The organism is Cryobacterium sp. TMT1-66-1 (genome assembly GCF_004403435.1).
GTDB classification, from domain to species: domain Bacteria; phylum Actinomycetota; class Actinomycetes; order Actinomycetales; family Microbacteriaceae; genus Cryobacterium; species Cryobacterium flavum.
Genome location: NZ_SOGP01000022.1, coordinates 207,751 through 230,847, shown reverse-complemented (window position 1 = coordinate 230,847; position 23,097 = coordinate 207,751). Strand labels below are relative to the sequence as shown.

General features: G+C 65.5%; 23 protein-coding genes and 1 tRNA gene. 14 read left to right on the top strand and 10 right to left on the bottom strand.

The window, feature by feature from the left end; all coding sequences use genetic code 11:
* The first annotated feature begins 399 nt into the window (after positions 1–399).
* From E3T29_RS16300 to E3T29_RS19775, 7 genes are all read left to right on the top strand, one after another.
* On the top strand, positions 400–642 hold the full coding sequence (locus E3T29_RS16300; protein ID WP_134346584.1) for a hypothetical protein: 243 nt from the start codon (positions 400–402) through the stop codon (positions 640–642).
* A 696-nt stretch (positions 643–1,338) separates the two neighbouring features.
* The gene (locus tag E3T29_RS16295) at positions 1,339–1,872 is read left to right on the top strand and encodes a PKD domain-containing protein (RefSeq protein WP_134346583.1); all 534 of its coding nucleotides are present in this window, start codon (positions 1,339–1,341) and stop codon (positions 1,870–1,872) included.
* Positions 1,873–1,962: 90 nt separating this feature from the next.
* Positions 1,963–2,571 carry a biotin transporter BioY gene (locus E3T29_RS16290; protein WP_092341399.1) on the top strand — a complete coding sequence of 203 codons (609 nt, stop codon included), beginning with the start codon at positions 1,963–1,965 and terminating at the stop codon, positions 2,569–2,571.
* Positions 2,568–3,248 (top strand): energy-coupling factor ABC transporter ATP-binding protein, encoded by a 681-nt coding sequence (locus tag E3T29_RS16285; RefSeq protein ID WP_134346582.1) that lies wholly within the window; start codon positions 2,568–2,570, stop codon positions 3,246–3,248. Before E3T29_RS16290 ends, E3T29_RS16285 begins: the two co-directional genes overlap by 4 nt.
* A gap of 10 nt (positions 3,249–3,258) precedes the next feature.
* Positions 3,259–3,852 (top strand): energy-coupling factor transporter transmembrane protein EcfT, encoded by a 594-nt coding sequence (locus E3T29_RS16280; RefSeq protein WP_134346581.1) that lies wholly within the window; start codon positions 3,259–3,261, stop codon positions 3,850–3,852.
* Between the two features lie 140 nt (positions 3,853–3,992).
* Complete coding sequence (locus tag E3T29_RS16275) at positions 3,993–4,994, top strand: FKBP-type peptidyl-prolyl cis-trans isomerase (RefSeq protein ID WP_134346580.1); 1,002 nt, start codon at positions 3,993–3,995, stop codon at positions 4,992–4,994.
* A 167-nt stretch (positions 4,995–5,161) separates the two neighbouring features.
* On the top strand, positions 5,162–5,572 hold the full coding sequence (locus tag E3T29_RS19775) for a DUF1801 domain-containing protein (RefSeq protein ID WP_134346579.1): 411 nt from the start codon (positions 5,162–5,164) through the stop codon (positions 5,570–5,572).
* Positions 5,573–5,632: 60 nt separating this feature from the next.
* Here E3T29_RS19775 and E3T29_RS16265 read toward each other — a convergent pair whose 3' ends face one another.
* The 4 genes from E3T29_RS16265 to E3T29_RS16250 form a co-directional block, all read right to left on the bottom strand.
* Positions 5,633–6,520, bottom strand: coding sequence for a glycine betaine ABC transporter substrate-binding protein (locus E3T29_RS16265; protein ID WP_092341395.1), 888 nt, complete (start codon positions 6,518–6,520; stop codon positions 5,633–5,635).
* A gap of 121 nt (positions 6,521–6,641) precedes the next feature.
* The gene (locus tag E3T29_RS16260; RefSeq protein ID WP_134346578.1) at positions 6,642–7,568 is read right to left on the bottom strand and encodes a proline/glycine betaine ABC transporter permease; all 927 of its coding nucleotides are present in this window, start codon (positions 7,566–7,568) and stop codon (positions 6,642–6,644) included.
* Positions 7,565–8,869: a glycine betaine/L-proline ABC transporter ATP-binding protein gene (locus E3T29_RS16255; protein ID WP_194088295.1), complete on the bottom strand. Its 1,305-nt coding sequence runs from the start codon at positions 8,867–8,869 to the stop codon at positions 7,565–7,567. Before E3T29_RS16255 ends, E3T29_RS16260 begins: the two co-directional genes overlap by 4 nt.
* A 338-nt stretch (positions 8,870–9,207) precedes the next feature.
* Positions 9,208–10,593: a cation:dicarboxylate symporter family transporter gene (locus tag E3T29_RS16250; protein WP_134346577.1), complete on the bottom strand. Its 1,386-nt coding sequence runs from the start codon at positions 10,591–10,593 to the stop codon at positions 9,208–9,210.
* 135 nt (positions 10,594–10,728) lie between these two features.
* Between E3T29_RS16250 and E3T29_RS16245 the strand changes: the two genes are divergently transcribed.
* Both E3T29_RS16245 and E3T29_RS16240 read left to right on the top strand, forming a co-directional pair.
* The gene (locus E3T29_RS16245) at positions 10,729–12,399 is read left to right on the top strand and encodes a sensor histidine kinase (protein ID WP_134346576.1); all 1,671 of its coding nucleotides are present in this window, start codon (positions 10,729–10,731) and stop codon (positions 12,397–12,399) included.
* Positions 12,400–12,406: 7 nt separating this feature from the next.
* A complete protein-coding gene (locus E3T29_RS16240) occupies positions 12,407–13,114 on the top strand; it encodes a response regulator (protein ID WP_134346611.1) in 708 nt (235 codons plus the stop codon).
* On the opposite strand, the gene E3T29_RS16235 is transcribed toward E3T29_RS16240, so the two are convergent.
* The 3 genes from E3T29_RS16235 to E3T29_RS16225 form a co-directional block, all read right to left on the bottom strand.
* Positions 13,101–13,877, bottom strand: coding sequence for an enoyl-CoA hydratase (locus tag E3T29_RS16235; protein WP_134346610.1), 777 nt, complete (start codon positions 13,875–13,877; stop codon positions 13,101–13,103). The two genes, E3T29_RS16240 and E3T29_RS16235, sit on opposite strands and share 14 nt — an antisense overlap.
* 23 nt (positions 13,878–13,900) lie before the next feature.
* A complete protein-coding gene (locus tag E3T29_RS16230) occupies positions 13,901–15,070 on the bottom strand; it encodes an enoyl-CoA hydratase/isomerase family protein (RefSeq protein ID WP_134346575.1) in 1,170 nt (389 codons plus the stop codon).
* 222 nt (positions 15,071–15,292) lie between these two features.
* A tRNA-Lys gene (locus E3T29_RS16225) sits at positions 15,293–15,368 on the bottom strand.
* A 125-nt stretch (positions 15,369–15,493) separates the two neighbouring features.
* On the opposite strand from E3T29_RS16225, the gene E3T29_RS16220 reads away from it, so the two are divergent.
* The gene (locus tag E3T29_RS16220; RefSeq protein ID WP_134346574.1) at positions 15,494–16,312 is read left to right on the top strand and encodes an inositol monophosphatase family protein; all 819 of its coding nucleotides are present in this window, start codon (positions 15,494–15,496) and stop codon (positions 16,310–16,312) included.
* Here E3T29_RS16220 and E3T29_RS16215 read toward each other — a convergent pair.
* A complete protein-coding gene (locus E3T29_RS16215; RefSeq protein WP_092341389.1) occupies positions 16,309–17,052 on the bottom strand; it encodes a trimeric intracellular cation channel family protein in 744 nt (247 codons plus the stop codon). The genes E3T29_RS16220 and E3T29_RS16215 overlap by 4 nt on opposite strands.
* Before the next feature lie 54 nt (positions 17,053–17,106).
* Between E3T29_RS16215 and E3T29_RS16210 the strand changes: the two genes are divergently transcribed.
* The 3 genes from E3T29_RS16210 to E3T29_RS16200 all read left to right on the top strand — a co-directional run bounded on the left by E3T29_RS16210 (position 17,107) and on the right by E3T29_RS16200 (position 20,393).
* Positions 17,107–17,550 (top strand): Rrf2 family transcriptional regulator, encoded by a 444-nt coding sequence (locus tag E3T29_RS16210; protein WP_134346573.1) that lies wholly within the window; start codon positions 17,107–17,109, stop codon positions 17,548–17,550.
* A 115-nt stretch (positions 17,551–17,665) separates the two neighbouring features.
* The gene (locus tag E3T29_RS16205) at positions 17,666–18,829 is read left to right on the top strand and encodes a globin domain-containing protein (RefSeq protein WP_134346572.1); all 1,164 of its coding nucleotides are present in this window, start codon (positions 17,666–17,668) and stop codon (positions 18,827–18,829) included.
* 46 nt (positions 18,830–18,875) lie between these two features.
* Positions 18,876–20,393 (top strand): CYTH and CHAD domain-containing protein, encoded by a 1,518-nt coding sequence (locus tag E3T29_RS16200; RefSeq protein ID WP_134346571.1) that lies wholly within the window; start codon positions 18,876–18,878, stop codon positions 20,391–20,393.
* Positions 20,394–20,410: 17 nt separating this feature from the next.
* Here the strand turns inward: E3T29_RS16200 and E3T29_RS16195 are convergent, their stop codons facing one another.
* Both E3T29_RS16195 and E3T29_RS16190 read right to left on the bottom strand, forming a co-directional pair.
* Positions 20,411–21,076, bottom strand: a complete 666-nt coding sequence (locus tag E3T29_RS16195; RefSeq protein ID WP_134346570.1) for a hypothetical protein — start codon at positions 21,074–21,076, stop codon at positions 20,411–20,413.
* 20 nt (positions 21,077–21,096) lie between these two features.
* A complete protein-coding gene (locus E3T29_RS16190) occupies positions 21,097–22,071 on the bottom strand; it encodes a LysR family transcriptional regulator (RefSeq protein ID WP_134346569.1) in 975 nt (324 codons plus the stop codon).
* Between the two features lie 129 nt (positions 22,072–22,200).
* On the opposite strand from E3T29_RS16190, the gene E3T29_RS16185 reads away from it, so the two are divergent.
* Positions 22,201–23,088: a xanthine dehydrogenase family protein subunit M gene (locus tag E3T29_RS16185; RefSeq protein ID WP_134346568.1), complete on the top strand. Its 888-nt coding sequence runs from the start codon at positions 22,201–22,203 to the stop codon at positions 23,086–23,088.
* Positions 23,089–23,097 lie beyond the last annotated feature (9 nt).

Genomic DNA, 23,097 nt, shown 5'->3' with positions numbered 1-23,097 from the left:
CGCGCGCCGCCAGCACCTCCGCATCGGAGAGACCGGCGAACTCAGCACTGGACCCGCCCAGCGCTACGACAGCGGCCGCTGCCCGGGTGAGCTCCATCGCCATGCTGGTCATGATCTAAGACAACACCCGACCACCGACACGAGGAAATGTCACGCATATAAGCACTAAATAGGCAGACCCCGCCAAAGAAGACTCAACGAGCTGATTCCAACGGGCCACCGGAGCCACCGCCATAAGGCTGGCACGGTCACGTCCGGGCCTATCGTGTTCTCGTTGAAAGACGAGCACCGACACCGAACACATCGCTGTCTGCCGCACTCTTATCCTGAATTCGGCGCGTGCACCACGCCTGTGCATAACTTAAACGGGATTATAGCAATCCGGTCTAGGGTGACCGCATGCGAACCCGACCGCGTCGTCGCCCCATGCACAAAGCCGTGCATATCGCTTCAATGGTGTTTCTCGCCGCCGGCACACTGAGCGGATGCTCGGCCGCTCCCACTCCGTCTCCCCACGGCTCGTCGGAACCCGCCGCCGAGGCGACGGCAGCGCCGACCGAGACTCCCCCAGTGTTCGCCTCGAACGAAGATGCCCTCGTGGCCGCGAAGGCGACATACACAAAAATACCTCGCGCTCGGTGACACGGCCGATGGAACCGATTCCGGCTCGTGGAAGGAGTATTTGTCCCTCACGACGGGTTCGGAAAAGCAAGGTGTCGAGCGAGCTAGAGATCTGATGGACAAAAACGGCTGGTCATTCACGGGGGTCACCCTGTTTGATTCGATGACCATTCAATCGTCCCAAGCCTTGGCAGATTCCACCTGGGAGATTCGCACTTATCTCTGCCTAGATCTCAGCTCCTCTGACACGGTCAATACGTTGGGTGAATCTGTTGTCAAAGCAGATCGCCCCGGACGATCACCCATGGTTGTCGTTTTCGTTGCGCCGAATCGGAATTCCCAACAACTACTGATTTCGGAGTCTCCAATATGGTCCGGTTCAAACTTCTGCTCGTAATCGGCCTTTCCACGGTGATGGTGCTTAGCCTCGCACCATCATCGCCTTCTCACGCCAACGCTCCGGGGTGCACTCCTGCCGAGCAGAAGGCGGGTGTCTGCCCGGAGGCGCCCGAGACCGGCGGTAAGGCAAACGGTGGGAGCGTTGACCTGACCGCCGATCAAACCGAAACCTCGAAAGGCTCGGGACATTCACCCCATGTCCGTCGGTGGCGGGCCGGAGACCCCGCACCCGCAGTCCCGAGGGTGTGCGCGAACGGCGACCCGAAAATGCTCGGCGTGACCTGGGCTCCGTGCGGTAACGACTTACACTTGCCCCTGATGCGTCCCCAAGTGGCCGGCACCCCCTGCACGGTCTGCTCCCCCTCGACCATCGTGCGCGTCTCCGACCTGCAGAACTTCCCCGCCTACGCCGCCGCCACCGGCATGGAACCCAACGGCTGGGCCATCGTCGGACTGCCAGCGAATTTCTGGGCCGGGGCATCCGCTCAAATCGGCGACGGGGTACTACTCGGACAACCCGCACAGGTCATGTTTACCCCGATCGGGTACCGCTGGAACTACGGCGACGGCAGCACCGCCTCTACCCCGACCGGTGGAGCCAGCTGGGCCGACCTCGCCGTCGCCGAATTCTCCACCACCCCCACCAGCCACAAATACACGAAGAAGGGCACCTACGCGGTCACCCTCACCGTCGAATACCGCGCCGACTACAGCTTCGGCGACCAGGGCTGGCGACCCGTCGAAGGCATCGTCACCGTCCCCTCCGCCCCATTCACCGTCGTCGCAGCGAAGGAATCCACCGTGCTCGTCGCCGAAGACTGCAACACCAACCCCCACGGCCCCGGCTGCTGAGGCGCTCAAATCACGACCTCTACAGTTCCCGGCATTTTGTTGTAGGTATTCTTCAGCGGCCGGTGGGCACCGAATTCTAGATTTGGAACCATGACCGATACCGTTCTCTCGAGCACCCGTTCTCGACGTATTCTGCCCGCCCGCGATCTCGCCCAGATCGCCATTTTCGCCGCCCTCATCGCGGCGCTCGGCCTGGCCGGACCGCTCAACATCGGGCCGGTACCGATCACCCTGCAGTCACTCGGAGTGATGTTCGCCGGGGCCATCCTCGGCCCGCGCAAGGGAACCCTCGCCGTGCTGTTGTTTCTCGTGCTCACGGCTGTTGGACTCCCCCTGCTGGCCGGCGCGCGCGGCGGCATCGGCGTGTTCACGGTGAGCCCGGCGGCCGGCTATCTCTACGGCTGGCTGCTCGGCGCCTTCGTCACCGGTTACCTCACCGCCCGGCTGCTGCCGAAGTATCCGTTCTGGCTGGCTCTCGGTGCCACGATTCTGGGCGGGATCGTCGCCGTCTATCTGGTTGGAGTTCCGGTCATGGCCCTGAACCTCGGCCTGCCGCTGTGGACCACGTTGGGCCTGAACGTCGCGTTCATCCCCGGCGACCTGATCAAGGTCGTGCTGACCGTGCTCGTCGCCGGCCAGGTACACAAGGCCTACCCCGGGTTGATCGCGCTGCCGAAGGGTCGTCAGGCCCGAGCGTGAGCATTATCCACTTCGAGCAGGTCGGGCAGTCCTTCGGCGACCGCACCGTGCTGCACGATGTGAACCTCAGCCTGACCGAGCATCGTATCGGCATTGTCGGTGCGAACGGTTCGGGCAAGTCCACGCTCGTGCGCATGATCAATGGGCTCGTCACGCCAACCACCGGCGTCGTGACGGTCGACGGGCAGAATGTGGCCCGCCACGCCCGCGAGGTGCGCCGCAAGGTCGGGTTCATCTTCACCAACCCCGACAATCAGATCGTGATGCCCACCGTGCAGGAGGACGTGGCATTCACCCTGCGCCGTCGCGGTCTGTCTGCCGCCGAAATCGCCGAGCGCACGGCGGCGGCCCTCGAACAGTTCGGGCTGAGCGAGCACGCCGACCATCCGGCGCACCGTCTTTCCGGCGGTCAGAAGCAGTTGCTCGCCCTCGCGGCCGTACTGGTGGCGGAGCCGGCCACAATCGTGGCCGACGAACCGACTACCCTGCTCGACGCCCGCAATGCCCGACGCATCTCCGAACTGCTGCAGACGCTCCCCCAACAGGTCATCGTTGTCACCCACCACCTGCACCTGGTCGACGAGTTCGACCGCGTGATCGTGATCGAAGAGGGTGCCGTGGTCGCCGATGGCGCGCCCGCCGACTCCCTCGCCGCCTACCGCGCCCTGTTGCAGTGAGAAGCCGCGCGTGATCGGCCTCTACAGCCCCGGAACCTCACTGATTCACCGGGCACCGACACTGCTCAAGTTGCTTCTGCTCTCGCTCTGCGTGCTGCTGATCGGCACCTCGTCTGACCCGTGGGTAGTCAGCGGCGCTGCGGCAGGAGTCGTGCTGATGTTCGTGATCGCCCGAGTTCCCCTCCGCGCGGCCGTCGCGCAGATCGCGCCGATTCTGCTGATTCTGTTGGTGGCCGTACCGATTCAGGGTCTGCTCTCGGGCTGGACTGTCGCCGCACTGATGGCCGGCCGCCTTGTCGTTGCGGTCGCCCTGGCCGCCCTGTTCACGATGACGACCACGGTCACCGCGGTGTTGGAAGCTTTCCAGACCCTGCTGCGTCCGTTCAATCGGTTCATCGACGCCGACCGGGTGGGGCTGCTGGTGGCCCTGACCATCCGTTGCATTCCTCTTGTCTCCGACATCGTTCGCGAGGTTCTCGAGGCCCGCACGGCCCGCGGTACCCAGGGCTCGCTCTTGTCGATCGCCGTTCCGGTGGTCGTGCGCTCGCTCTACGCAGCGGATGCCCTGGGCGAGGCCCTGATCGCCCGCGGTCTCGACGACTGAGGTGTGCTGGGCGGCGCGCCGTCGCATCCACTCAGCCGGTTCATAGGCGAACCGTGGCAGAGTGGGCACTTGGCCGTCTGCGCCACCAAGACATTCACCAATCAGTGCTTGCCCACAGCTACGTTCTCGAAAGAGGCCCCGTGTCGAAAATTCCCGCGCTCCTGACCGTTGTGGGCCTCACGCTCGCGCTGACCGCCTGCGGAAGCAGCGGTACTCCCGAGGCAACCAGTTCCGCCCCTGCAGCGGATGCCGCCTTCAGCGAGTGCACCGCGCCCGGCGCTGTGTCCGATGGTGTCGACGTGACCGGCGACTTCGGCGCCGTGCCCGCGTTCAAGTTCGCCGAGCCGTTGACGCCGGCGGCCACTCAGCGCACCGTGGCGATCAAGGGAACGGGCACCACCGAGGCTGGTGCCGGCTCGTTGGTTGGAGTGTCACTCTCGGTTTACAACGGGACGACCGGCGCTACGGTGCAGGAAACGACCTACCCGACCAGCGGTACCAGCGAGACCATCACCGTCGGCGAAACGTTCCTCAAGGGGCTGGTACGGGCCGTCAACTGTTCCGTTGAAGGCGACCGCATCGTCACCGTCAGCACTGCGGACGACGCGTTCGGCGCAGACGGAAACACCCAGCTCGGAATTGCCGCCGGGGACTCGGTCGTTTTCGTCACCGACGTCATCTCGATCACGAACCTCGCCGACCGCGCTGACGGGGTGGACCAGCCGGTCGTGCCTGGCCTGCCCACCGTTGAGCTCGCCGATAATGGCGCTCCCACCATCACCATCCCCGACACCGACCCGCCGACCGATCTGCAGATCGCCACGACGAAGCTCGGTGACGGCGCCGTCGTCGCCGACGGCGACACCGTCTCGGTCGAATACACCGGAGTCATCTGGGGTACCGGCAAAACCTTCGACTCATCCTGGACCACCGTTGGCCCGACCACGTTCGTCACCAGCCAGGTCGTTCCGGGCTTCGGTGCTGCACTCGTCGGCCAGACCGTCGGATCCCAGGTCATCGCCGTTCTGCCGCCGAGCGAGGGCTATGGCGAAGCGGGCAACACCCAGGCTGGCATCAGCGGCACGGACACTCTCGTCTTCGTCGTTGACATCGTCGGCACGGCAGCGACGCCCGCCGCGTAGCATTGTCTCCCTGGCACCGTCCGTCGACCTTCGGGTCGGCGGGCGGTGTTTTTTGCTCCGGTTCCTGAGTGTCTGCCCAGCCGCAAATGGGAACGGCATGAGAGTGTGGAGGGAGAAACGCATCCGTTCGGCCAGCGCCGTACGCCAACTCCACCACGAAAGAGGCTATTCACCTGACTTCCACACTCATCTCAACGCCCGTTCCCGCCACCGACGCATCCGCTCACAAGCCGACCACGATCGACGAGTACGTCGCCGCTCCGGCCGAGCCGCTCGCGAGCGTCGTCTCCCTGCTCCGCGACACCTTCGACTTGGCCTTGCCGGAGACGTCGACGGAACTGTGGCACGGGCATCCGGTCTGGCTCGACGACGAGCTGCCGGTAGCCGGATTCAAGGCCTACCCCGCCTTCGTCACGGTGTTGTTCTGGCGCGGCCAGGCCATCACCGATGACTCGGGCAAGCTCAATGCCAGTGGGTCGGCAGAGATGAGTGAGTACAAGCTGCGCGGCGTGGATGATTTCGACAGCGATCTCTTCAACGGCTGGCTGCAGCAGCTGCGCGAGCTCGAATCCGCGTAAAAATTAAATAGAACGGCCCGCGTCCAAGGACGCGGGCCGTTCTTCGTGCAGAATCCGTGACTAGCTGGTGAGGCCGTCTACGTATTCCTGGTTGTCTTCGATCCACTTGGCGACGATCGGCGCGTAGTCCTGACCGTCGTAGTTGACGAACATTTCCTCTTCAAGGGAATACAGCGTATCGAGGTCCATCTCGAAGTTATTGATCCACTCGGCGGCCTGCGGGAAGTCAGCTTCAAACTCGGTGCTGCCGTAGGAGTGAATGCTCTCGATGTTCTCGAGAGTTCCCTCGGGATCCTCAAGGTTCTTGATCGGGAACGCTCCGTAGGCCCAGTGCGGCTCCCAGAGGGTAACGACAATGTTCTCGCCGTTGTCGGTCGCGTTGGTGAGTTCGGAGAGCATCCCCGCGGTCGACGACGTCACGTTATCCATACCGTCGAGGCCGTAGGTCGGGATGACCCGCTCTTCCATGGCCTCATTGAGTCCTGAACCGGGCTCGATGCCGACGATCCGGTTGGAGAACAGGTCGGCGTTTTCGGCCAGTTCCGCGAGGGAGTCGATCGGGGCATCCGCATTCACCGCGACGGTGAGCTTGGATTCGGTATTCCATGCACCGAGGTCGACGATGTCATCGCCATACTTTTCGAGGTAGGACGCGTGGGTGTCAGGCAGCCAGATGTCCATGCTGAGGTCATAATCGCCGGTGGCCAGGCCCGAGTAGACGGGGGCCTCCGCGGCGTATTCCAGCTCGACGTTGTAGCCCTTCTCATCGAGAATGGCTTTCCACAGCTCGGAAACGGCGATGCCCTCGTCCCAGCCGTTGAATACAGCCAGGCTCATATCCGCGTTGTCGCCGTTGGAGACAGTGGCAGTTTCAGCGGAAGCGCACCCGCTGAGGGCGAGGAGCGAAATGGCTCCTCCTGCAATGAATGACTTGGTACGAATTTTCATGTGTTTCCATTCTCGACACCCGCGAAGGGTGGCAGGGTTGGCTCTTGGTGCTGGCGGCCGATCTGAGTGCTATGACAACCGCCGATGGACACGGGCGCTCGCTCGCCCGTGAGTGTGTGGGTTACAGACGAACCGATTCGGGTTCGACCGGAGCTGCGGTTTCCACCGAAGCGGATGCCGGCGCGCGGCTCTTGCGCAACGCGATGAAGCGACTGATGGGCGTCTTGCCGGTACCGAACGCGGCGGTGACTCGGTCGAGGAATATGGCGAGAATTACGACGGCCAGACCAGCCTCGGAACCAAGCACGATATCGATCCGGCTAAGACTCGTCATGATCTCCGCACCGAGGGCGCCGGCGCCGACCATTCCAGCAATGACGACCATCGAGAGTGACAGCATGATGACCTGATTGATGCCAGCCATGATCGTGGGCAGGGCGAGGGGTAGCTGGATCTGGCGCAGGATGCGCCCCGGTGAGGCACCGAAGGCAGACCCGGCTTCGACGATCTCTGGGTCGACCCCGCGAATCCCCAGCTCTGTCAGGCGCACCCCCGGCGCCATCGCGAAGATGATAGTCGCTACGATTCCCGGTACCTCACCGACGCGGAAGAACAGGAGCGCCGGAATCAGAAAGACGAAGGCGGGCATCGTCTGCAGGAAGTCGAGCACCGGACGAATGACGCTCGAGGCTGCCTTCGACTTGGCCGCCAGAATACCGAGCGGGATGCTCATCGCAATGGCGATCACACTCGCAACGAGCACGAGGGCAAGCGTGTCCATGGCATTTTCCCATTGATTCATGCCAACGATCAGCAGGAGGCCGACGACTGTCCCGGCCAAGAACTTCCACCCCCGAGCCGCCACGGCCAGCAGACCGGCCAGACCGATGATCACATAGAACGGCGGGGAAACCAGTAGATAGTCGACGGTCTCAAAAGCGCCAGTAAAGGCAAGACGAACGAAGTCGAAGAAGAAGCTGAAGTGCTCGGTTACGAAATCAAACAAGACTTCGACCCAGGAACCCACAGGGATTCGGAACTCGTTCACGCTTCAACTCCTTCCAGCGCGGTGTCGCCCAGAATCTCGGCGATCTGGCTGACCGAGATGGTGGCCGGTGGCATCACGACGGGCAACGGGCCGGTATTGGTCGTGACGTTGCCGATCGCGGCGAGCAGGGTGACTCGCGGAATCACGCCGAGCAGGCGGTTCTTCTCATCGACGACGGCGATGGGCAGTTCGCTCTCGACCGACGGTTCGACCAAGTCGACCAGGGCGGTTTCGGGCAAGACCGCGGTGGCGTCATCGCGGATGATGGCGCGCAGGTCGGTCTCGCCGCGCTTGACGAGCTTGAGAACGTCGCGATCGCGCACGATGCCGGCGAAGCTGCGATCGCGGTTGAGTACGAAGGTGACGGATGTCTGCAGGTCGCGCATTGTACGCAGCGCGGCCCGGGGGCCGGCTGTCTTGGTGATGACCGCTCGCACGGGTTCCATCACGCTCGCGGCGGTGAGCACGCGGGCCCGGTCGACGTCCTGCACGAACTGGGCGACGTAGTCGTTCGCCGGGTCGGTGAGGATCTCTTCCGGGGTGCCGATCTGAACGATGCGGCCGTCGCGCATGACCGCGATACGGTCGCCGAGGAACATGGCCTCGTTGAGGTCGTGCGTGATGAAGATGATGGTTTTGCCGAGCGCGGCCTGCAGCTCGATCAGCTGTTCCTGCATCTCGCGGCGAATGAGCGGGTCGAGAGCCGAGAAGGCTTCGTCCATGAGCAGTACGTCGGTGTCGGCGGCGAGGGCACGGCCGAGCCCGACCCGCTGCTGCATGCCACCGGACAATTCGGAGGGCAGGTTGTCGGCCCAGCCGGCCAGGCCGACCAGATCGATGATCGTCCGCGCCTTGGCGAGGCGATCCGCCCGATTCATGCCCTGAATTTCGAGACCGTAGGCGACATTGTCGATCACGGTGCGGTGCGGCAGCAGGGCGAAGTGCTGGAACACCATGGAGATACTCTTGCGGCGTACATCGCGCAGTTCCTTGGCGGACACGTCGGTGATGTCGGTGCCGCCGACGCTTACGGTGCCGGAGGTAGTGTCCCAGAGTCCGTTGAGCATGCGAATGAGGGTGGATTTGCCCGATCCCGACAGGCCCATCACGACGAAGATCTCGCCCTTCTTGACCTCGAAGGAGGCGTCGATGACGGCGGCAACTCCGTGCGACGAGATCTCAGCGCGGCTCTTGCCGGCCTTGAGCTTCTTGACGATCTCGTGCGGACGGCGTCCGAATGCTTTGTAGAGGTGATCTGCCTTGACGGCAATGGTTTCTTGAAGAGGAATACTCTCGGTCACGCGTTCTCCGGTGCACGCCGAACGTAGCCAATTTCACGACTGACAATGGGGCGAGCTCTCTTGGCGGACGGGTTGGCGCCGAGCGGCCCGCGGGCTGGAGCAATCATGGGATCGCATCCTTCGGTACCACACCATACGAAGGCGGCCGTTCCATCTCAAATGGGGGCTACGCGTGCGCGTCCTGGTGAAGGGTTATAAGACCGTAGCCAATCCTAACACACTGACTTTGAGGCATGCCGAAATCACCGCTTAAACGGGGGTGCCGCCCGGGAGGACTCCTCCGGACGGCACCCTTAGCGCGAGTCTAGTGCTGGCTATTTTTCAGCCAGCGATTTCTGCTAGACGCGGTCCAGGATCTGCGACTGCGCGGCCTGCTCAGTGCTGCGCTGGGTCTCGGCGGCGCTCACGTGGCCGTGGGTCAGCATGGTGCGCTCATCGAACGGTTCAAGCTTGTCGAGCACGCGATCCACCTGCACCCGGTCCATCTCCTTGGTCCAGGAGCCGATCATGACGGTCGCCACGGCGTTGCCGGTGAAGTTGGTCAGTGCGCGCGCCTCGGACATGAACCGGTCGATGCCCACGATGAAGCCGACGCCGCCGACGAGTTGCGGGGCGTGTGCCTGCAGTCCGGCGGCCAGCGTTGCGAGACCGGCACCGGAGACTCCGGCGGCTCCCTTGCTGGCGATGATCATGAAAACGAGCAGGCCAATCTGTTCACCGAGGGCGAGAGGCTGGCCGAGCGCGTTGGCGATGAACAGCGACGCCATGGTGAGGTAGATTGCGGTGCCGTCGAGGTTGAACGAGTACCCGGTGGGCACGGTGACACCGACCACGGGCTTGGAGATGCCGAGGTGTTCCATCTTGGCGATCAGTCGCGGCAGGGCGGCCTCGGAGGACGAGGTAGAGAAGATCAGCAGGTATTCCCGGCCGAGGTAGCGCATCAGCTTGAAGATGTTCACGCCGGTGACGATCTTGAGCAGCCCGCCGAGGATGACCACGATGAAGATGATGCAGGTGATGTAGAAGGCGGCCATGAGAGTGAACAGGCTGATCACGGCCTGGATACCCGTCGCGCCCACGACCGCGGCGATGGCGCCGAATGCACCAATCGGAGCGAGCCACATGACCATGATCAGAATGCGGAAGACCAGGGCCTGCACGTGCGCGATTCCCTCAAGGATCGGTTTGCCGGCCGGCCCCATGCGCTGCAGGGCGAAGCCCGCGATCAGGGCCACGAGAAGCGTCTGCAGAATGTTGCCGCTGGTCAGCGACGAGAACAGGGTGGCGGGCACGATTCCGAGCAGGAACCCCTGGGTGTCGGCAGATTCCGTCGCCTTGAACGTGGCATCCGAGAGGTTGATACCCTCACCCGGGTGGATTATGTTGCCAACGACCAGGCCGATGCCGAGCGCGAAGGTGGACATGATCAGAAAGTAGCCGAGGGCCAGTCCGCCGATCTTGCCGACGGTGGCGGCCTTGGCGATCGAGCCGATGCCCAGGATGATCGTGCAGAAGATGATCGGAGCGATCATCATCTTGATCAGGGCGATGAACAGGTCACCGAGCGGCTTGAGCGAAACCGCGAAGCCGTCCGGTCCGCCCCAGACCAGGCCGACGGCGATGCCGAGCACGACCGCGACGATGACGGCCATGTAGAGGTAGTGCGACGAGTCGATCTTCTTCTTCGATTTGGGTTTGGTACGGGTTGATGGCGTCGATGCCATGTCAGACTCCTATGTCTAGGCTTTACCTGGCCCACCACGGGCTCCGGCTATTGCAATGCCCTCCAGACTGGTCGCTGCTGCCCGGCACGTCACGGTTGCGGTCATATTGTTCACGAGTTCACGAAGGAGCACGGATTGCGTAGGGAATGGAGCATCGCCAAGCGGCTCTTTTTCGCGCACGCGCTGTTCATCGTGGTGCTCACGGTCTTCGTCGGAACAGCATTCTTCGTGGATGCCCGCGATCGCGGCTACGACGAAACCAGTGACCGGATGCTCGCGGTCGCCACCGCCATCGCCGACAGTCCGCTGGTACTCGCGGCCAGCGAGTCGACCGACCCGAGCGCGACGCTGCAGCCCTATGCCCTCGATCTCACCCAGGATGCCGGCCTCGACTTCATCACGATCATGGCCCCTGACCGCACCCGCTGGACCCACCCGACCCAGACCGAGATCGGCAAGGATTACATCGGTGCGGTCGAACCGGCTCTGTCCGGAACGGCCTTCACAGAAATCAGCACGGGAACGCTCGGGCCATCCGTTCGCGCCGTCGTGCCGGTGACGGATGCCGGCGGCACCGTTCGCGCGCTGGTCGCGGTGGGCACCACGACCAGCAACATCACGATCGCCCTGAACGCCCGGCTGCCGTCGGTACTGGGGCTGGCGCTCGGGCTGCTCGCCTCGGGATCGGTAGTGACCTGGCTGCTCGGCCGCTACCTGCGGCGAGTCACGCTCGGGTGGGGTCCGGAACGTCTCGCGCAGCTGTTCGTCTACTACGACTCGGTGCTGCACTCGGTGCGGGAGGGACTCGTGCTCGTCGACCTGCACGGCGACCTCGTGCTCTACAACGACCAAGCGGCGCAGCTGCTCGGCATTCCGCCGCGGCCGGCTGCTGACAGCGCCACTCCCCCGCCCGCCCTGGCCGAGTTGAGCCTGCCGCCGAGCCTCGGTGAGTTGCTGCGCAGTGGTCGTTCCGTACACGATGAGATTCATGTGACCGGCACGAGGGTGCTGGTGGTCAGCCAGGAACCGGCCGTGGCTTCGGCGAGTCGCTCCAGGGCGACCCCGATGGGATACGTAGCGACGATTCGTGACCACACTGATCTGCAAACCCTGGGCAGCGAGTTGCAGTCTATGCAGACCCTCTCCGACGCGTTGCGGGCGCAGACCCACGAGCATTCCAACCGGTTGCACACCATCGTGTCGCTCATGGAACTCGGTCGCACCGATCAGGCTCTCGACTTCGCCACCAAGGATCTCGAGTTGAGTCAGCGGCTGGCCGACGAGATGGTCGGGTCGGTCGACGAACCGGTGATCAGTGCCCTGATCATGGGCAAATCGGCGCAGGCCAACGAGCTGGGGATCACCCTTACCGTGACGGCGTCTGGCACGCTCGCCGAGTCGGGGCTGTCCATTCAGGACTTGGTCACGGTGCTCGGCAACCTGGTCGATAACGCCCTCGACGCGGCGGCCGCCGGCGCGGACCCGCGTCGGGTGTCGGTCTCCGTGTCATCGACCGAGCAGGCCGTCACGATCGAGGTGGCCGACAGCGGCGCCGGTGTGGCACCCGAGGTGATCGACGACGTGCTGCGGCTGGGTTTCAGCACCAAGGGCGCCGGCGCCACGGGCACATTCACCACGACGCCGGGTCGGTCGGTGGGTGGTCGGGGTCTCGGCCTCGCACTGGTTCGGCAGGCGGTGACTCGCCTCGGTGGCACGCTGACAATCGGGCGACGTGAGGGCGCCGTCTTCACGGTCGTCATTCCCGCTGTCATTCGTGCATATCCTGCCGAGGTCGACCATGCCTGAGTCATCGCTGCCGCGCATTCGCGTGCTCGTCGTCGAGGACGAACCGCTCGCGGCCGAGGCCCATGCCGTCTATGTCGGGCGGCTGGCCGGGTTCGAGCTCGTCGGCACGGCCGGTACCGGGCAGGACGCGTTTCGCCGGGTCGCGGCGGCCGCTTCCGCCGGCACTCCGATCGACCTCGTGCTCATGGACATGAACCTGCCCGACAGCCACGGGCTCGACGTGAGTCGGCGCATTCGGGCGGCCGGTCTGGCCACGGACATCATCGCTATCACCGCGGTGCGCGACCTGGAGAATGTGCGCGGGGCGATCGCGGCCGGGGTGGTGCAGTATCTGATCAAGCCATTCACTTACTCCACCTTCGCCTCGAAATTATCCAGTTACCGGGACTTTCGTTCGGAACTAAACGGGCAGGCATCCGTTGTGACGCAGTCAGCGGTCGACCATGCCTTTGCGAGCCTGCGGGCTCCGACCGACATACCGAGGCCCAAGGGGCTGGCCGAGTCGACCCTGAACCCGGTCGTCGCCTTCCTGCAAGAGCAGGTCGCGCCGGTGTCGGCGAGTGAGCTGATGGAGCCGCTCGGCTTGTCGCGCGTCACGGCCAGGCGGTACCTGGAGTATCTGGCCGACACCGGTCTCGTGCTGCGCGCTCCCCGTTACGGCACGCCGGGGCGTCCCGAGAACGAATACAGCTGGAAGACCGCTAACGGTTCGTGAAGACCGCGGGGCGCTTCTCGACGAAGGCGGCCATTCCCTCGCTCTGGTCGTCGGTGGCGAAGACCGAGTGAAACAGGCGACGTTCAAAGTGGACGCCGGCCCCCAGCATCGTCTCGTAGGCCGCGTTCACGACCTCCTTCGCGAGCATGGTGATGGGCGCTGACTTGGCGGCGATCTCGGTCGCCGTGGCGAGGGCGTCGGCCAGGAGGTCGGCGACCGGCACGATTCGGGCAACGAGGCCGGCGCGTTCGGCTTCGACGGCGTCGATGGTGCGGCCGGTGAGGATCATTTCCATGGCCTTGGCCTTGCCGACGGCGCGGGTGAGGCGTTGGGAGCCGCCCATGCCCGGGATGACGCCGAGCTTGATCTCGGGCTGGCCGAAGGTGGCGGTGTCGGAAGCGATGATGAAATCGCAGATCAGGGCGAGTTCGCAGCCACCGCCGAGGGCGTGGCCGGAGACAGCGGCGATGACCGGGGTGCGCACGGCGGCGAGGCGGTCCCAGCCGGCGAACCAGTCTTTGAGGTACATGTCCATGTAGCTCATGGTCGACATCTCCTTGATGTCGGCGCCGGCCGCGAAGGCCCGCTCCGAGCCGGTGATGACGATGGCGCCGATCTCGGGGTCGGCGTCGAGCCGGGTCGCGGCACCGACGACGTCCTGCATGGTGGCGAAGTTGAGGGCGTTCAGCGCCTTCGGGCGGTTCAGGGTGATGACGCCGACGCGGCCGTGGCGTTCGAGCAGAATGTTGTCGTAGGTGTCGATGGTGTTGGTCTCGCTGCTGTCGCTCACGCGGTGGCCTCTCGTTCGGTGGTCTGTCTGGTTTCGTGGGTCTTACTGCGCGGCAAGCGCAGTTCGCGCTCTCCCAGCTGTGCGAAGTACGCCTGCATGTCGGCGTCGGAGACGTCGGACAGCGTGCTCGGCTGCCACGCCGGGTTGCGGTCCTTGTCGATGACCTGGGCGCGAATACCCTCGATCACATCGTGGCCGGCCACCATGCGCAGCGACACTCGGTATTCCTGCTCGAGCACCTCTTCGAGGGTTCTGAGATCGCGGGCGCGACGCAGGGATTCGAGGGTGACGCGCAGCGCGGTAGGCGACTTGGCCAGAATCGCGGCGGCCGCGTCATCGGCCGCAGTGACGGATGATGCCTGCAACCGGTCGATGATCGTGGCCACGTCGTTGCCGGCATAGCACTCATCGATCCAGGCGCGCTCGGCCAGCAGTGGGGCCGGCGGCACGGTCGACGCGTGCTCGGCGATGGCCGCGGCAGCGGGCATCCGCTTGAGGGCGTCGGCGAGGGATTCGAGTTGGGTGGATTCGACGAAGCTGTCGGCGAGGCCGAGAGCGATGGCGTCGGCGCCGGTCATGGTTGCGGCGGTGAGGGCGAGGTGGGTGCCGAGTTCGCCGGGGGTCCGCGAGTACAGGTAGGTGCCGCCGACGTCGGGTACGAAGCCAATGGTGGTCTCCGGCATTCCCAGTTTGGTGCGTTCGGTGACGACGCGGTGCGAAGCGTGACCAGACAGGCCGACTCCCCCGCCGAGCACGATGCGATCCATCAGGGCGACGAACGGTTTGGGGTACCGCTTGATCTGGGCGTTCAGGGTGTATTCGTCGGCCCAGAATCGGGCGTTCTCGTCGGGGTCGGTGCGGGCGTCGCGGTAGATCGAGACGATGTCTCCGCCGGCGCAGAGGGCGCGGTCACCGCTGCCGGTGAGCAGCACGGTCTGCACGGCGGGGTCGTCGGCCCAGTCGGTGAGGGCTGCGGCGATGGTGCGGATCATGCCGTGCGTCAGAGCGTTGAGGGCTTTCGGCCGGTTCAGGACGATGCGGGCCAGCGGGCCGTCCCGCTGCAGCAGCACCTCGTTGGCCGAGACAGCGGATGCGCCGGCGCCGGTCGCCGACGCCGCCCTCGTGCTGTCATCGGAGGTTGTGGTGATCGAATCCGTGCGGGGCATAGGGACCTTTCCGCGTCGCTGCGGGTCGGAGGTGCGGTGCGGCCTAGTCTAACGAGGTGCGGTGGCGCGACATTCTTCATGGCCCGCGTTTGAGAAGTTGGCACGTGTTCAAACCAGTGCAACCTTCGCAAACACGTGCCACGAGCGCAGATCCGACGCGCCGGCTCGAAACGGGCACAAAAAAGCCCCGCCGCACTGCACAAGCAGTGACGACGGGGCTGGTGGTGCACCCCCCCGGACTTGAACCGGGAACCCACTGATTAAGAGTCAGTTGCTCTGCCAATTGAGCTAGAGGTGCGTATGAAAGCCGGGAATGACCCGCGGCAACGTGTAACCCTAACACCCTACGGGGGCTCGATGCCAATCGAGGCGGGAAAGCGACCGTGACCGGCATCCGCTCACGAAATTACTATTCTTGGAAGGGTGACCGAACCGCGAATTTACGCCCTCTCCGACGACCTCCAGCTGGCCCTGGCCCTCGCCGACGCCGCCGACACCATCTCCCGCGCCCGCTTCACCGCGCTCGACCTCGTCGTGACGACCAAACCCGACCGCACCCCGGTAACGGATGCCGACCAGGCCGTCGAGCACGCCATCCGCGCCCTGCTCGCCGAGCACCGCCCCGACGACGGCATCCTCGGCGAAGAGTTCGGCACGGCCGGGTCGACCACGCGCCAGTGGATCATCGACCCCATCGACGGCACCGCCGGGTTCCTGCGTGGTATCCCGATCTGGGCCACCCTCATCTCCCTCGCCATTGACGGCGTGCCCGTTCTCGGCGTGGTCAGCGCCCCCGCCCTCGGCAGACGCTGGTGGGCAGCGGCCGGCAGCGGCGCCTGGTCCAGTGACCTCCAACAAGCGGATGCCACCCCGACCCGCCTGCACGTCTCCGGCATCGAGACCCTCGCCGAGGCATCCATCAGCTATGGCAGCCTGCAGCAGTGGGACCAAGCCGGGCACCTGGACGAGCTCGTGACGCTCTCCCGCCAGGTCTGGCGTACCCGCGCCTATGGCGATATGTGGTCGTACATGCTGCTCGCCGAAGGCCACCTCGACGTGGCCGGCGAATTCGACCTGCAGCCCTACGACATGGCGGCTCTGGCCCCGATCGTGCAGGAGGCCGGCGGCACTTTTACCTCGGTCGACGGCCAGCCCGGCCCGTGGCACGGCAGCGCCCTGGCCACCAACGGCCTGCTGCACGCGGCGACGCTCGCTGTTCTGAATCCCACGCAGCCCAGTTAGACCGACGCACCCGGATCGTCGGGGAAAATGCCGTTGCGGGCGTTGCGCGCGTCGAGCCGGCGCTGGCGCCAGGCCCGGGGATTCAGCAGCAGAATGGGCTTCGGTATGCGCAGTGCGTAGCCGGTCGGCAGAATCCAGCCGTAGCGTTTGGCCAGCAGCGACAGCCCCGAGCCGCTGAGAATGGCGACGGCGGTTCCGATCGCCACGAACCCGAGCTTGCTTAGAATGACCATCTCGGTACTCGCCAGCAGGGCGCTCGTGGCATAGAGCGTGTTGCCACCGAAAATCGTCGGCACCTTGAGCAGCATAATGTCGCGCACCATGCCGCCGCCGACCGCGGTGATGATGCCGAGCAGAATGGCCGGCAGCCAGCCGAGACCGGCCTCGAGCGCTTTCTGGGCACCCACCGCCGACCAGCAGCCCACGGCGAGCGCGTCGAGCAGCAGCAGCACGCGTCGGGTCCAGCGGCCGTTGAACGTGACGAAGTACGCGATGACCCCGCCGAGAATCGCGCAGATCAGGTAGGCCGGGTCAAGCAGGGCGGCCGGGGTGCCCTGCTGCAACAGGGTGTCGCGAATCATTCCGCCACCGAGCCCGCTCATAATCGCGAGCACCACGAAACCGACAATGTCGAGGCGTGCGGTGCGGGCCGCGACGCCGCCAAGAATGGCGTTGGCCAGCACGCCAGCCAGGTCCACAAAGCGGATTATCTCAAACAGCGTCTCCGACTCAGTGTTCACTTGCCCCATTCTCTCTCATATCGACAGTGGAACCGTCGCCCCTACAGTTAAGGCATGAGGATCAACGCTTTTGCCGACGTCTGCCTGCGGGTGGTCATGCTGCTGACAGCGGCACCGGAGAGCGTGACGTTCACCTCGCGGGTCGTCGCCGCCGAGGTCGGCACGCCCTACAACCACGTGAGCAAGGCGCTGCTGCGCCTGCGCGAACTCGGTCTGGTCGAGGCGCTGCGCGGCCGAAACGGCGGCGTGCGTATCAGCGCGCTCGGCCGTGAGATCACGGTCGGAGCGCTCCTGCGCACCCTCGACACGCGCACCGACCTCGCCGCCTGCGACACCCCCAACGGTCCCTGCCCGTTGATCAGCGGATGCGGTCTCCGCGGCGCCCTGCGCCGCGCGCGGGAAGCCTTCTACCGCGAGCTGGATGACCTCGTTATCTCCAGCCTCCCGCACGGAAAAGCGAACGGTCCAGTGCTGGTCGAACTGGGTTTGGTGCGGTAGGACTAAAGTCCCTAATTTCTACGACTCGTAGAAAACAGCCGTTTAATTGGTATATCAAATGCTACTTTTAATGAAGGCCCCCACAAACGGGTGCCGACACGCAGAAGGAGTATTCATGCTTTCGCCCCAGTCCACACCCCTCATCGAAGCCACCTTGCCGCTGGTCGGCGAGCGGATGCCCGAGATCGCGAAAAACTTCTACCACCGCATGCTCACGGCCCACCCCGAATTGTTCGACGGGCTGTTCAGCCGGTCCAACCAGAAGAATGGCTCGCAGCAGCAGGCGCTGGCCGGCAGCATCGCCGTCTTCGCGACCTACCTGCTGCAGAACCCCGACACCACACCGGAGGCCATGCTCTCCCGCATCGCCCACAAGCATGTCTCCCTCGATATTCAGCCCGAGCAGTACGACATCGTCTACAAGTACCTCTTCGAGGGCATCGCCGACGAACTCAGCGACGTCATCACCGCCGAGATCGCCGCCGCCTGGACCGAGGTGTACTGGCTGATGGCCCACGCCCTGATCAAGATGGAGAAGGGCCTCTACTCCGGCCTCGCCAGCGATAAGCCGCTCGCCCCGTGGATCGTCGTGAAGAAGGAAGCGGCCGGAACCGACGCCATCACGTTCACCCTCGAACCCGCCGACGACACCCCCGTGACGCCCGCCCTGCCAGGCCAGTACGTCAGCGTCACCGCCACCATGCCCGACGGCATCCGTCAGGTGCGTCAATACTCCCTCTCGGCCGGCACCGCCACGACCCGCGTCTTCACCACCAAGCTCGACGCCGATGGCGAGGTCTCGCCCGTGCTGCACCGCGATGTGCAGGTGGGCGACACGCTCATCCTCTCCGTGCCGTGCGGCGACATCACCCTCGACCACGGCACCGGCCCGCTGATCCTGGCCTCGGCCGGAATCGGCTGCACGCCCAGCGCTTCCATCCTGCGTTCCCTGGTGGACACCGGATCGAAGCGTGAGGTGCTCGTGCTGCACGCCGAGAGCACCCTCGAGCGCTGGGCGCTGCGCGACCAGATGAACGAAGACGTCGCCCTGCTCGAGGCGGCCGAACTCGAGCTGTGGCTGGAGATCCCGAGCGCTGGCCACCACGAGGGCTTCATGTCCCTGGCGAACGTGACCATCCCGGCGGATGCCTCGGTCTACCTGTGCGGACCGCTCCCGTTCATGCGCAGCCTGCGCTCGCAGGCGCTGGAATCCGGCGTGCCAGCCGATCGCATCCACTATGAAATCTTCGGCCCCGACCTGTGGCTCGCCAACGCCTGACCCACCGCACGGTTCAAGCCTGGCGCGACCGCGCTAGGTTTGAACCGTGGACGCTAATGGTGGTATCGAGATAGAACGCAAGTTTGACATCGGCGAGCTGGCCCTGCTGCCGCGCTTGAACGATCTGCCCGGCGTGCAGGCCGTCGCCGAACCGGTAACTCATGACCTCGCGGCCGTCTACTTCGACACGAACGACCTCGTGCTAGCGCGTGCGCACATCACCCTGCGCCGCCGCACCGGCGGCGACGACGCGGGCTGGCACCTCAAACTGCCGCAGGGCGCCGGACGCCGACGCGAAGTACACGCTCCCATCGGCAAACACCTGCAGGACGAAGCGGATGCCGTACCCGAGTCGCTCGCCCAGCTCGTGCGGGTCTACACCCGCGACTCTCCGCTCGTTCCCGTGGTGCACCTCGGCACCACCCGCGTCGTGCACGCCCTGATCGGCGCCGGCGGCGAAACCCTCGCCGTGCTCTGCGACGACCGGGTCGAGGCCCAACGGCTCATTCACGAACCCGCCTCGGCCGCCTGGCGTGAATGGGAGATCGAACTCGTCGACGGACCGGAGGACCTGCTCGATGCTGGCCAGTCTGTGCTCGCGAGCGGCGGCATCCTCGTGTCGCAGCACGCCTCCAAGCTCGCCCGCGCCCTCGGCGACCGGTTCCCGGCAGAGAGCAGCACAAAGCAGCGCCGTCCCACCCCGAACGGCCCGGCCAGCAACGTTCTGCTGGCCAGCCTGACCGAGCAGATCGGTGTCATCCGCCGGCACGACCCGCAGGTTCGCCAGCACGCTGCCGGCTCTGTGCACGCGATGCGCGTGGCCACCCGTCGGCTACGCTCGGTGCTGGCCACCTATCGTTCGCTCGTCGATCCCGGGGTCGTGCAGCACCTCCGCACCGAACTCGGCTGGCTCGCCGCCGTGCTCGGCGGCTCCCGCGACGAAGAGGTACTGCAGCAGCGCCTGGTCGGCCTGCTCGATCGCGAATCCCCCGCGCTGCTCCTCGGCCCGATTCGCGAACGCCTCGAAAGCCGCTCCGAAACGGATGCCCACTCCGCGCAACTCACGCTCGTCACCGCCCTCGACAGCCACCGCTACTTTCGACTGCTCGATGCCCTCGATTCCCTCGTCGCCACTGCGCCGTTCGCCGCCGCGGCCGACCAGGACGCCCGGGTCGTCGTACCGGCCCTGGTCACCAAGGAGTGGAAGAAATTGCGCCGAGCCGTGCGCCTGGCCGCCAAGACCGTGCCGGGATCGGAACGGGATCTCGCCCTGCACACCGCTCGTAAGCGTGCCAAGCGGCTGCGCTACGCGGCCGAGACGGCGCATCCGCTCAGCCCCAAGCGCTCGGCCCGCGTGAGCCGCTTCGCCCAGAAGCTGCAGACCATCCTGGGCGAACAGCACGACAGCGTCATCGCCCGTGATCGCCTGCTCAAGCGCGGCGGGGTCAAGGCCTACCTGCGCGGGGAGAACACCTTCAGCTATGGCCGGCTGCACGCGAAGGAGCAGGAGCAGGCTTCAAGCGCCCAAGCCCGCTTCTGGAAAGCATGGTCGCGGCGCCCCTGACGCTGTCAGGCGCTGGATCAGACCTGGTCGGCCCCGATCAGGGGCGGGGCGGCAACGGTGCTGCGATTGACCCGATCGGCGAGAACGATGGCGATGACACCGAGCAGGATCATGCCGCCGATCCGCACCAGGCCGTCCAGTCCGATCAGAACCCAGACCACCAGATTCGGTCCGGTCAAGGTGGCCAAGCCCGCGCCCAGCAGTTGGGAGAGCAGCCAGGTTGCGGTGGCCGCGCCTACCACCCAGGCCGGCACCCAGTTGAACGGGGACGGCACGGCGCCGATCCGGGCGATCTGCATGACGGCCACCAGCGCGAGGGCGAATTGCACGTACGAGTCCGCGTAGGAGAAGGCCATCAGCAGGGTCGGAGCGGGATCGTTCGAGAAGAAGTCGCTGATGACGACGCTCTGCACCGACCCGAGAAACAGCCAGAACGCCAGCAGAACCAGAGCTGTCGTGCCCACCGGACGGCGCGCTGTGACGCTGCCCACGCCCCGCACCCCGAAGGCGAACACCAGTAGGGCCGCGGCGAACAGAGCCGGGCCGATCAGTCCGATATAGGCGAACAGTGCGGGCTGCGAGATCACCGTGACGACGACCGAGGCGAGCAGCAGTCCCCCGCCGACGAACCCGGTGAGGGAGGCCGCGGACACTGAATTGTCACGAAGCTGTGAGTTTGCCATACATCCCAGTCTACTCAGACTCAGCTCCAGAGGGCCACGTGCACCTTGCTGCCGCGACGCGCGACCCCGCGGGAACCGCCAGGAGCGAGCATCGCTGCGGTGGCCTCGGCGGTCGTCACGAACCGCTGCAGGGTGCGCGCTGCGGCCGGTGCCCGACCGTGATCGAGGGTGCTCGCACACCACAACCCGGCAATCGGCGTGTTCGGCACCGGCAGCACCACGAGCGATCCGGCCGCCACCTCGGCCCGCACGATGTGCATGAACGCGAGCATGATGCCCTCGCCGTCGCGAACCGCGGCGAGGGCATCCGTTTCGCTGCTGAGCGGCACGATCTCTGGCACTCCGAGCGCTGAGGCGAGAAACGATGCCGCCAACCAGCGGCTCTCGGCGGTGAACTCCTCCACCCCGGCCGGACCGCTGAACCACAGTTCTTTCAGGAGTGCGGTGAGCGACGGCGGCAGCCGGGTGAGCGGATGCTCCGGCGCGGCCACCAGCACCCGCTGGTAGCGCAGAAAAGGCACCACTTCCAGCTGGTTTCCCTGCGGCGGCCTCGCTCCGAGCGCCACGTCGTAGGCGTGGTCCTGCAGCAGCGACCCCACGTCATCGGCGGACTCGACCACCACATCGATGCCGCCAAAATGACCGGGCACCCGACGGGTGAACGCGTCGAGCAGCCGACCGGCCGCGTGCTCGGCGAACCCGGCCGTGGCGACGACCCGAAGGTTCGCGGTGGATTCCTCGGCGTGCGACACCTCCCAGCGCACCCGGTCGGCCAGGCCTACGATCTCCTGGGCGTGGTCGGCGAGCGCCCGCCCGCCGGCGGTCAGGGCGATGCCGGCGCCGGCACGCACAAACAGGGCGTCGCCGAGGTCGAGGCGCAGCGCGGCGAGCGACGACGACACCGCCGGTTCGCTGATGTTCAGGGCGGCCGCGGCCGCACGCAGCGACCCGAGTCGGGCCACCAGGGCAAAGGCCCGCAGCTGATTCAGCGTCATTGCCACAGCTCATAACCTTTCGCTTAGGTCGATATTGACAGTCTCGGCGGCGGGGAGCAAGCTGTGGCACATAACGGTGTCGCGCAACGATGCGCGGCGCCATGGAAACTTCTCAGTGAGGAGAAGCCCGTGCAGATTCCGGCTCCGTTCGACTATGTTCGCGCCAGTTCGGTCGACAACGCTCTCGCCCTGCTTGACCGTCACGGGGCCGAATCCCGGGTCGTCGCCGGCGGCCACAGCCTGCTCCCCATGATGAAGCTGCGCCTCGCCCGCCCCGACTGGCTGATCGACATCAACGACCTGTTCGAGCTCGACTACCTGCTCGTCGATAAGGACGTGCTGCGTATCGGCGCGATGACCCGACACACGACCCTGCTGGAATCCGACGACGTCAAGCGCCTGTTTCCCATCATCACCGACGCCGAACGGGTCATCGCCGACCCGATCGTGCGCAACCGCGGCACCATCGGCGGTTCGCTCTGCCAGGCCGACCCGGCCGAAGATCTCTCCACGGTCTGTCACGTTCTCGAAGCGGTGGCCGTCGTTCGCGGTCCGGCCGGTGAGCGGATGCTGTCCATGGCCGACTTCCACCGCGGCCCCTACGAGACGGCCGTTGCCCAGAACGAACTGCTGATCGAGGTGCGCATACCCATTCGCTCCGACTCGAGCAGCGCCTACGAAAAGGTCGAGCGCCGCGTCGGCGACTGGGCCGTCGCCGCGGCCGGCGCTTCGGTCAGCCTCGACTCCGCCGGCGCGATCAGCCAGGTGGCCGTCGGACTCACCGCCGTCGGACTTGACCGCAATGTCACCGAGGTCGAAGCGGTGCTGGTCGGCCAGGCTCCCACCGAGGAAATCTTCACCGAGGCCGGGCGCCTCGCATCCCTCGCCTGCGATCCCCTCGCCGACCAGCGCGGCCCGATCGACTACAAGCGGCACCTCGCCGACGAACTGACCCGTCGGGTCTTGCGGGCGGCCTGTCGTCGCGCCGCGGCATCCGTTTCCGAGATTACGATTTAGGAGTTGAGC

Excerpts from the sequence above, each read along its gene's own strand:
- E3T29_RS16190 (WP_134346569.1), bottom strand. The coding sequence starts at position 22,071 with ATGACGCTGAATCAGCTGCGGGCCTTTGCCCTGGTGGCCCGACTCGGG.
- E3T29_RS16265 (WP_092341395.1), bottom strand. The coding sequence starts at position 6,520 with ATGAAAATTCGTACCAAGTCATTCATTGCAGGAGGAGCCATTTCGCTC.
- E3T29_RS16195 (WP_134346570.1), bottom strand. The coding sequence starts at position 21,076 with ATGGCAAACTCACAGCTTCGTGACAATTCAGTGTCCGCGGCCTCCCTC.
- E3T29_RS16300 (WP_134346584.1), top strand. The coding sequence starts at position 400 with ATGCGAACCCGACCGCGTCGTCGCCCCATGCACAAAGCCGTGCATATC.
- E3T29_RS16205 (WP_134346572.1), top strand. The coding sequence starts at position 17,666 with ATGCTTTCGCCCCAGTCCACACCCCTCATCGAAGCCACCTTGCCGCTG.
- E3T29_RS16210 (WP_134346573.1), top strand. The coding sequence starts at position 17,107 with ATGAGGATCAACGCTTTTGCCGACGTCTGCCTGCGGGTGGTCATGCTG.
- E3T29_RS16250 (WP_134346577.1), bottom strand. The coding sequence starts at position 10,593 with ATGGCATCGACGCCATCAACCCGTACCAAACCCAAATCGAAGAAGAAG.
- E3T29_RS16295 (WP_134346583.1), top strand. The coding sequence starts at position 1,339 with ATGCGTCCCCAAGTGGCCGGCACCCCCTGCACGGTCTGCTCCCCCTCG.
- E3T29_RS16230 (WP_134346575.1), bottom strand. The coding sequence starts at position 15,070 with ATGCCCCGCACGGATTCGATCACCACAACCTCCGATGACAGCACGAGG.
- E3T29_RS16290 (WP_092341399.1), top strand. The coding sequence starts at position 1,963 with ATGACCGATACCGTTCTCTCGAGCACCCGTTCTCGACGTATTCTGCCC.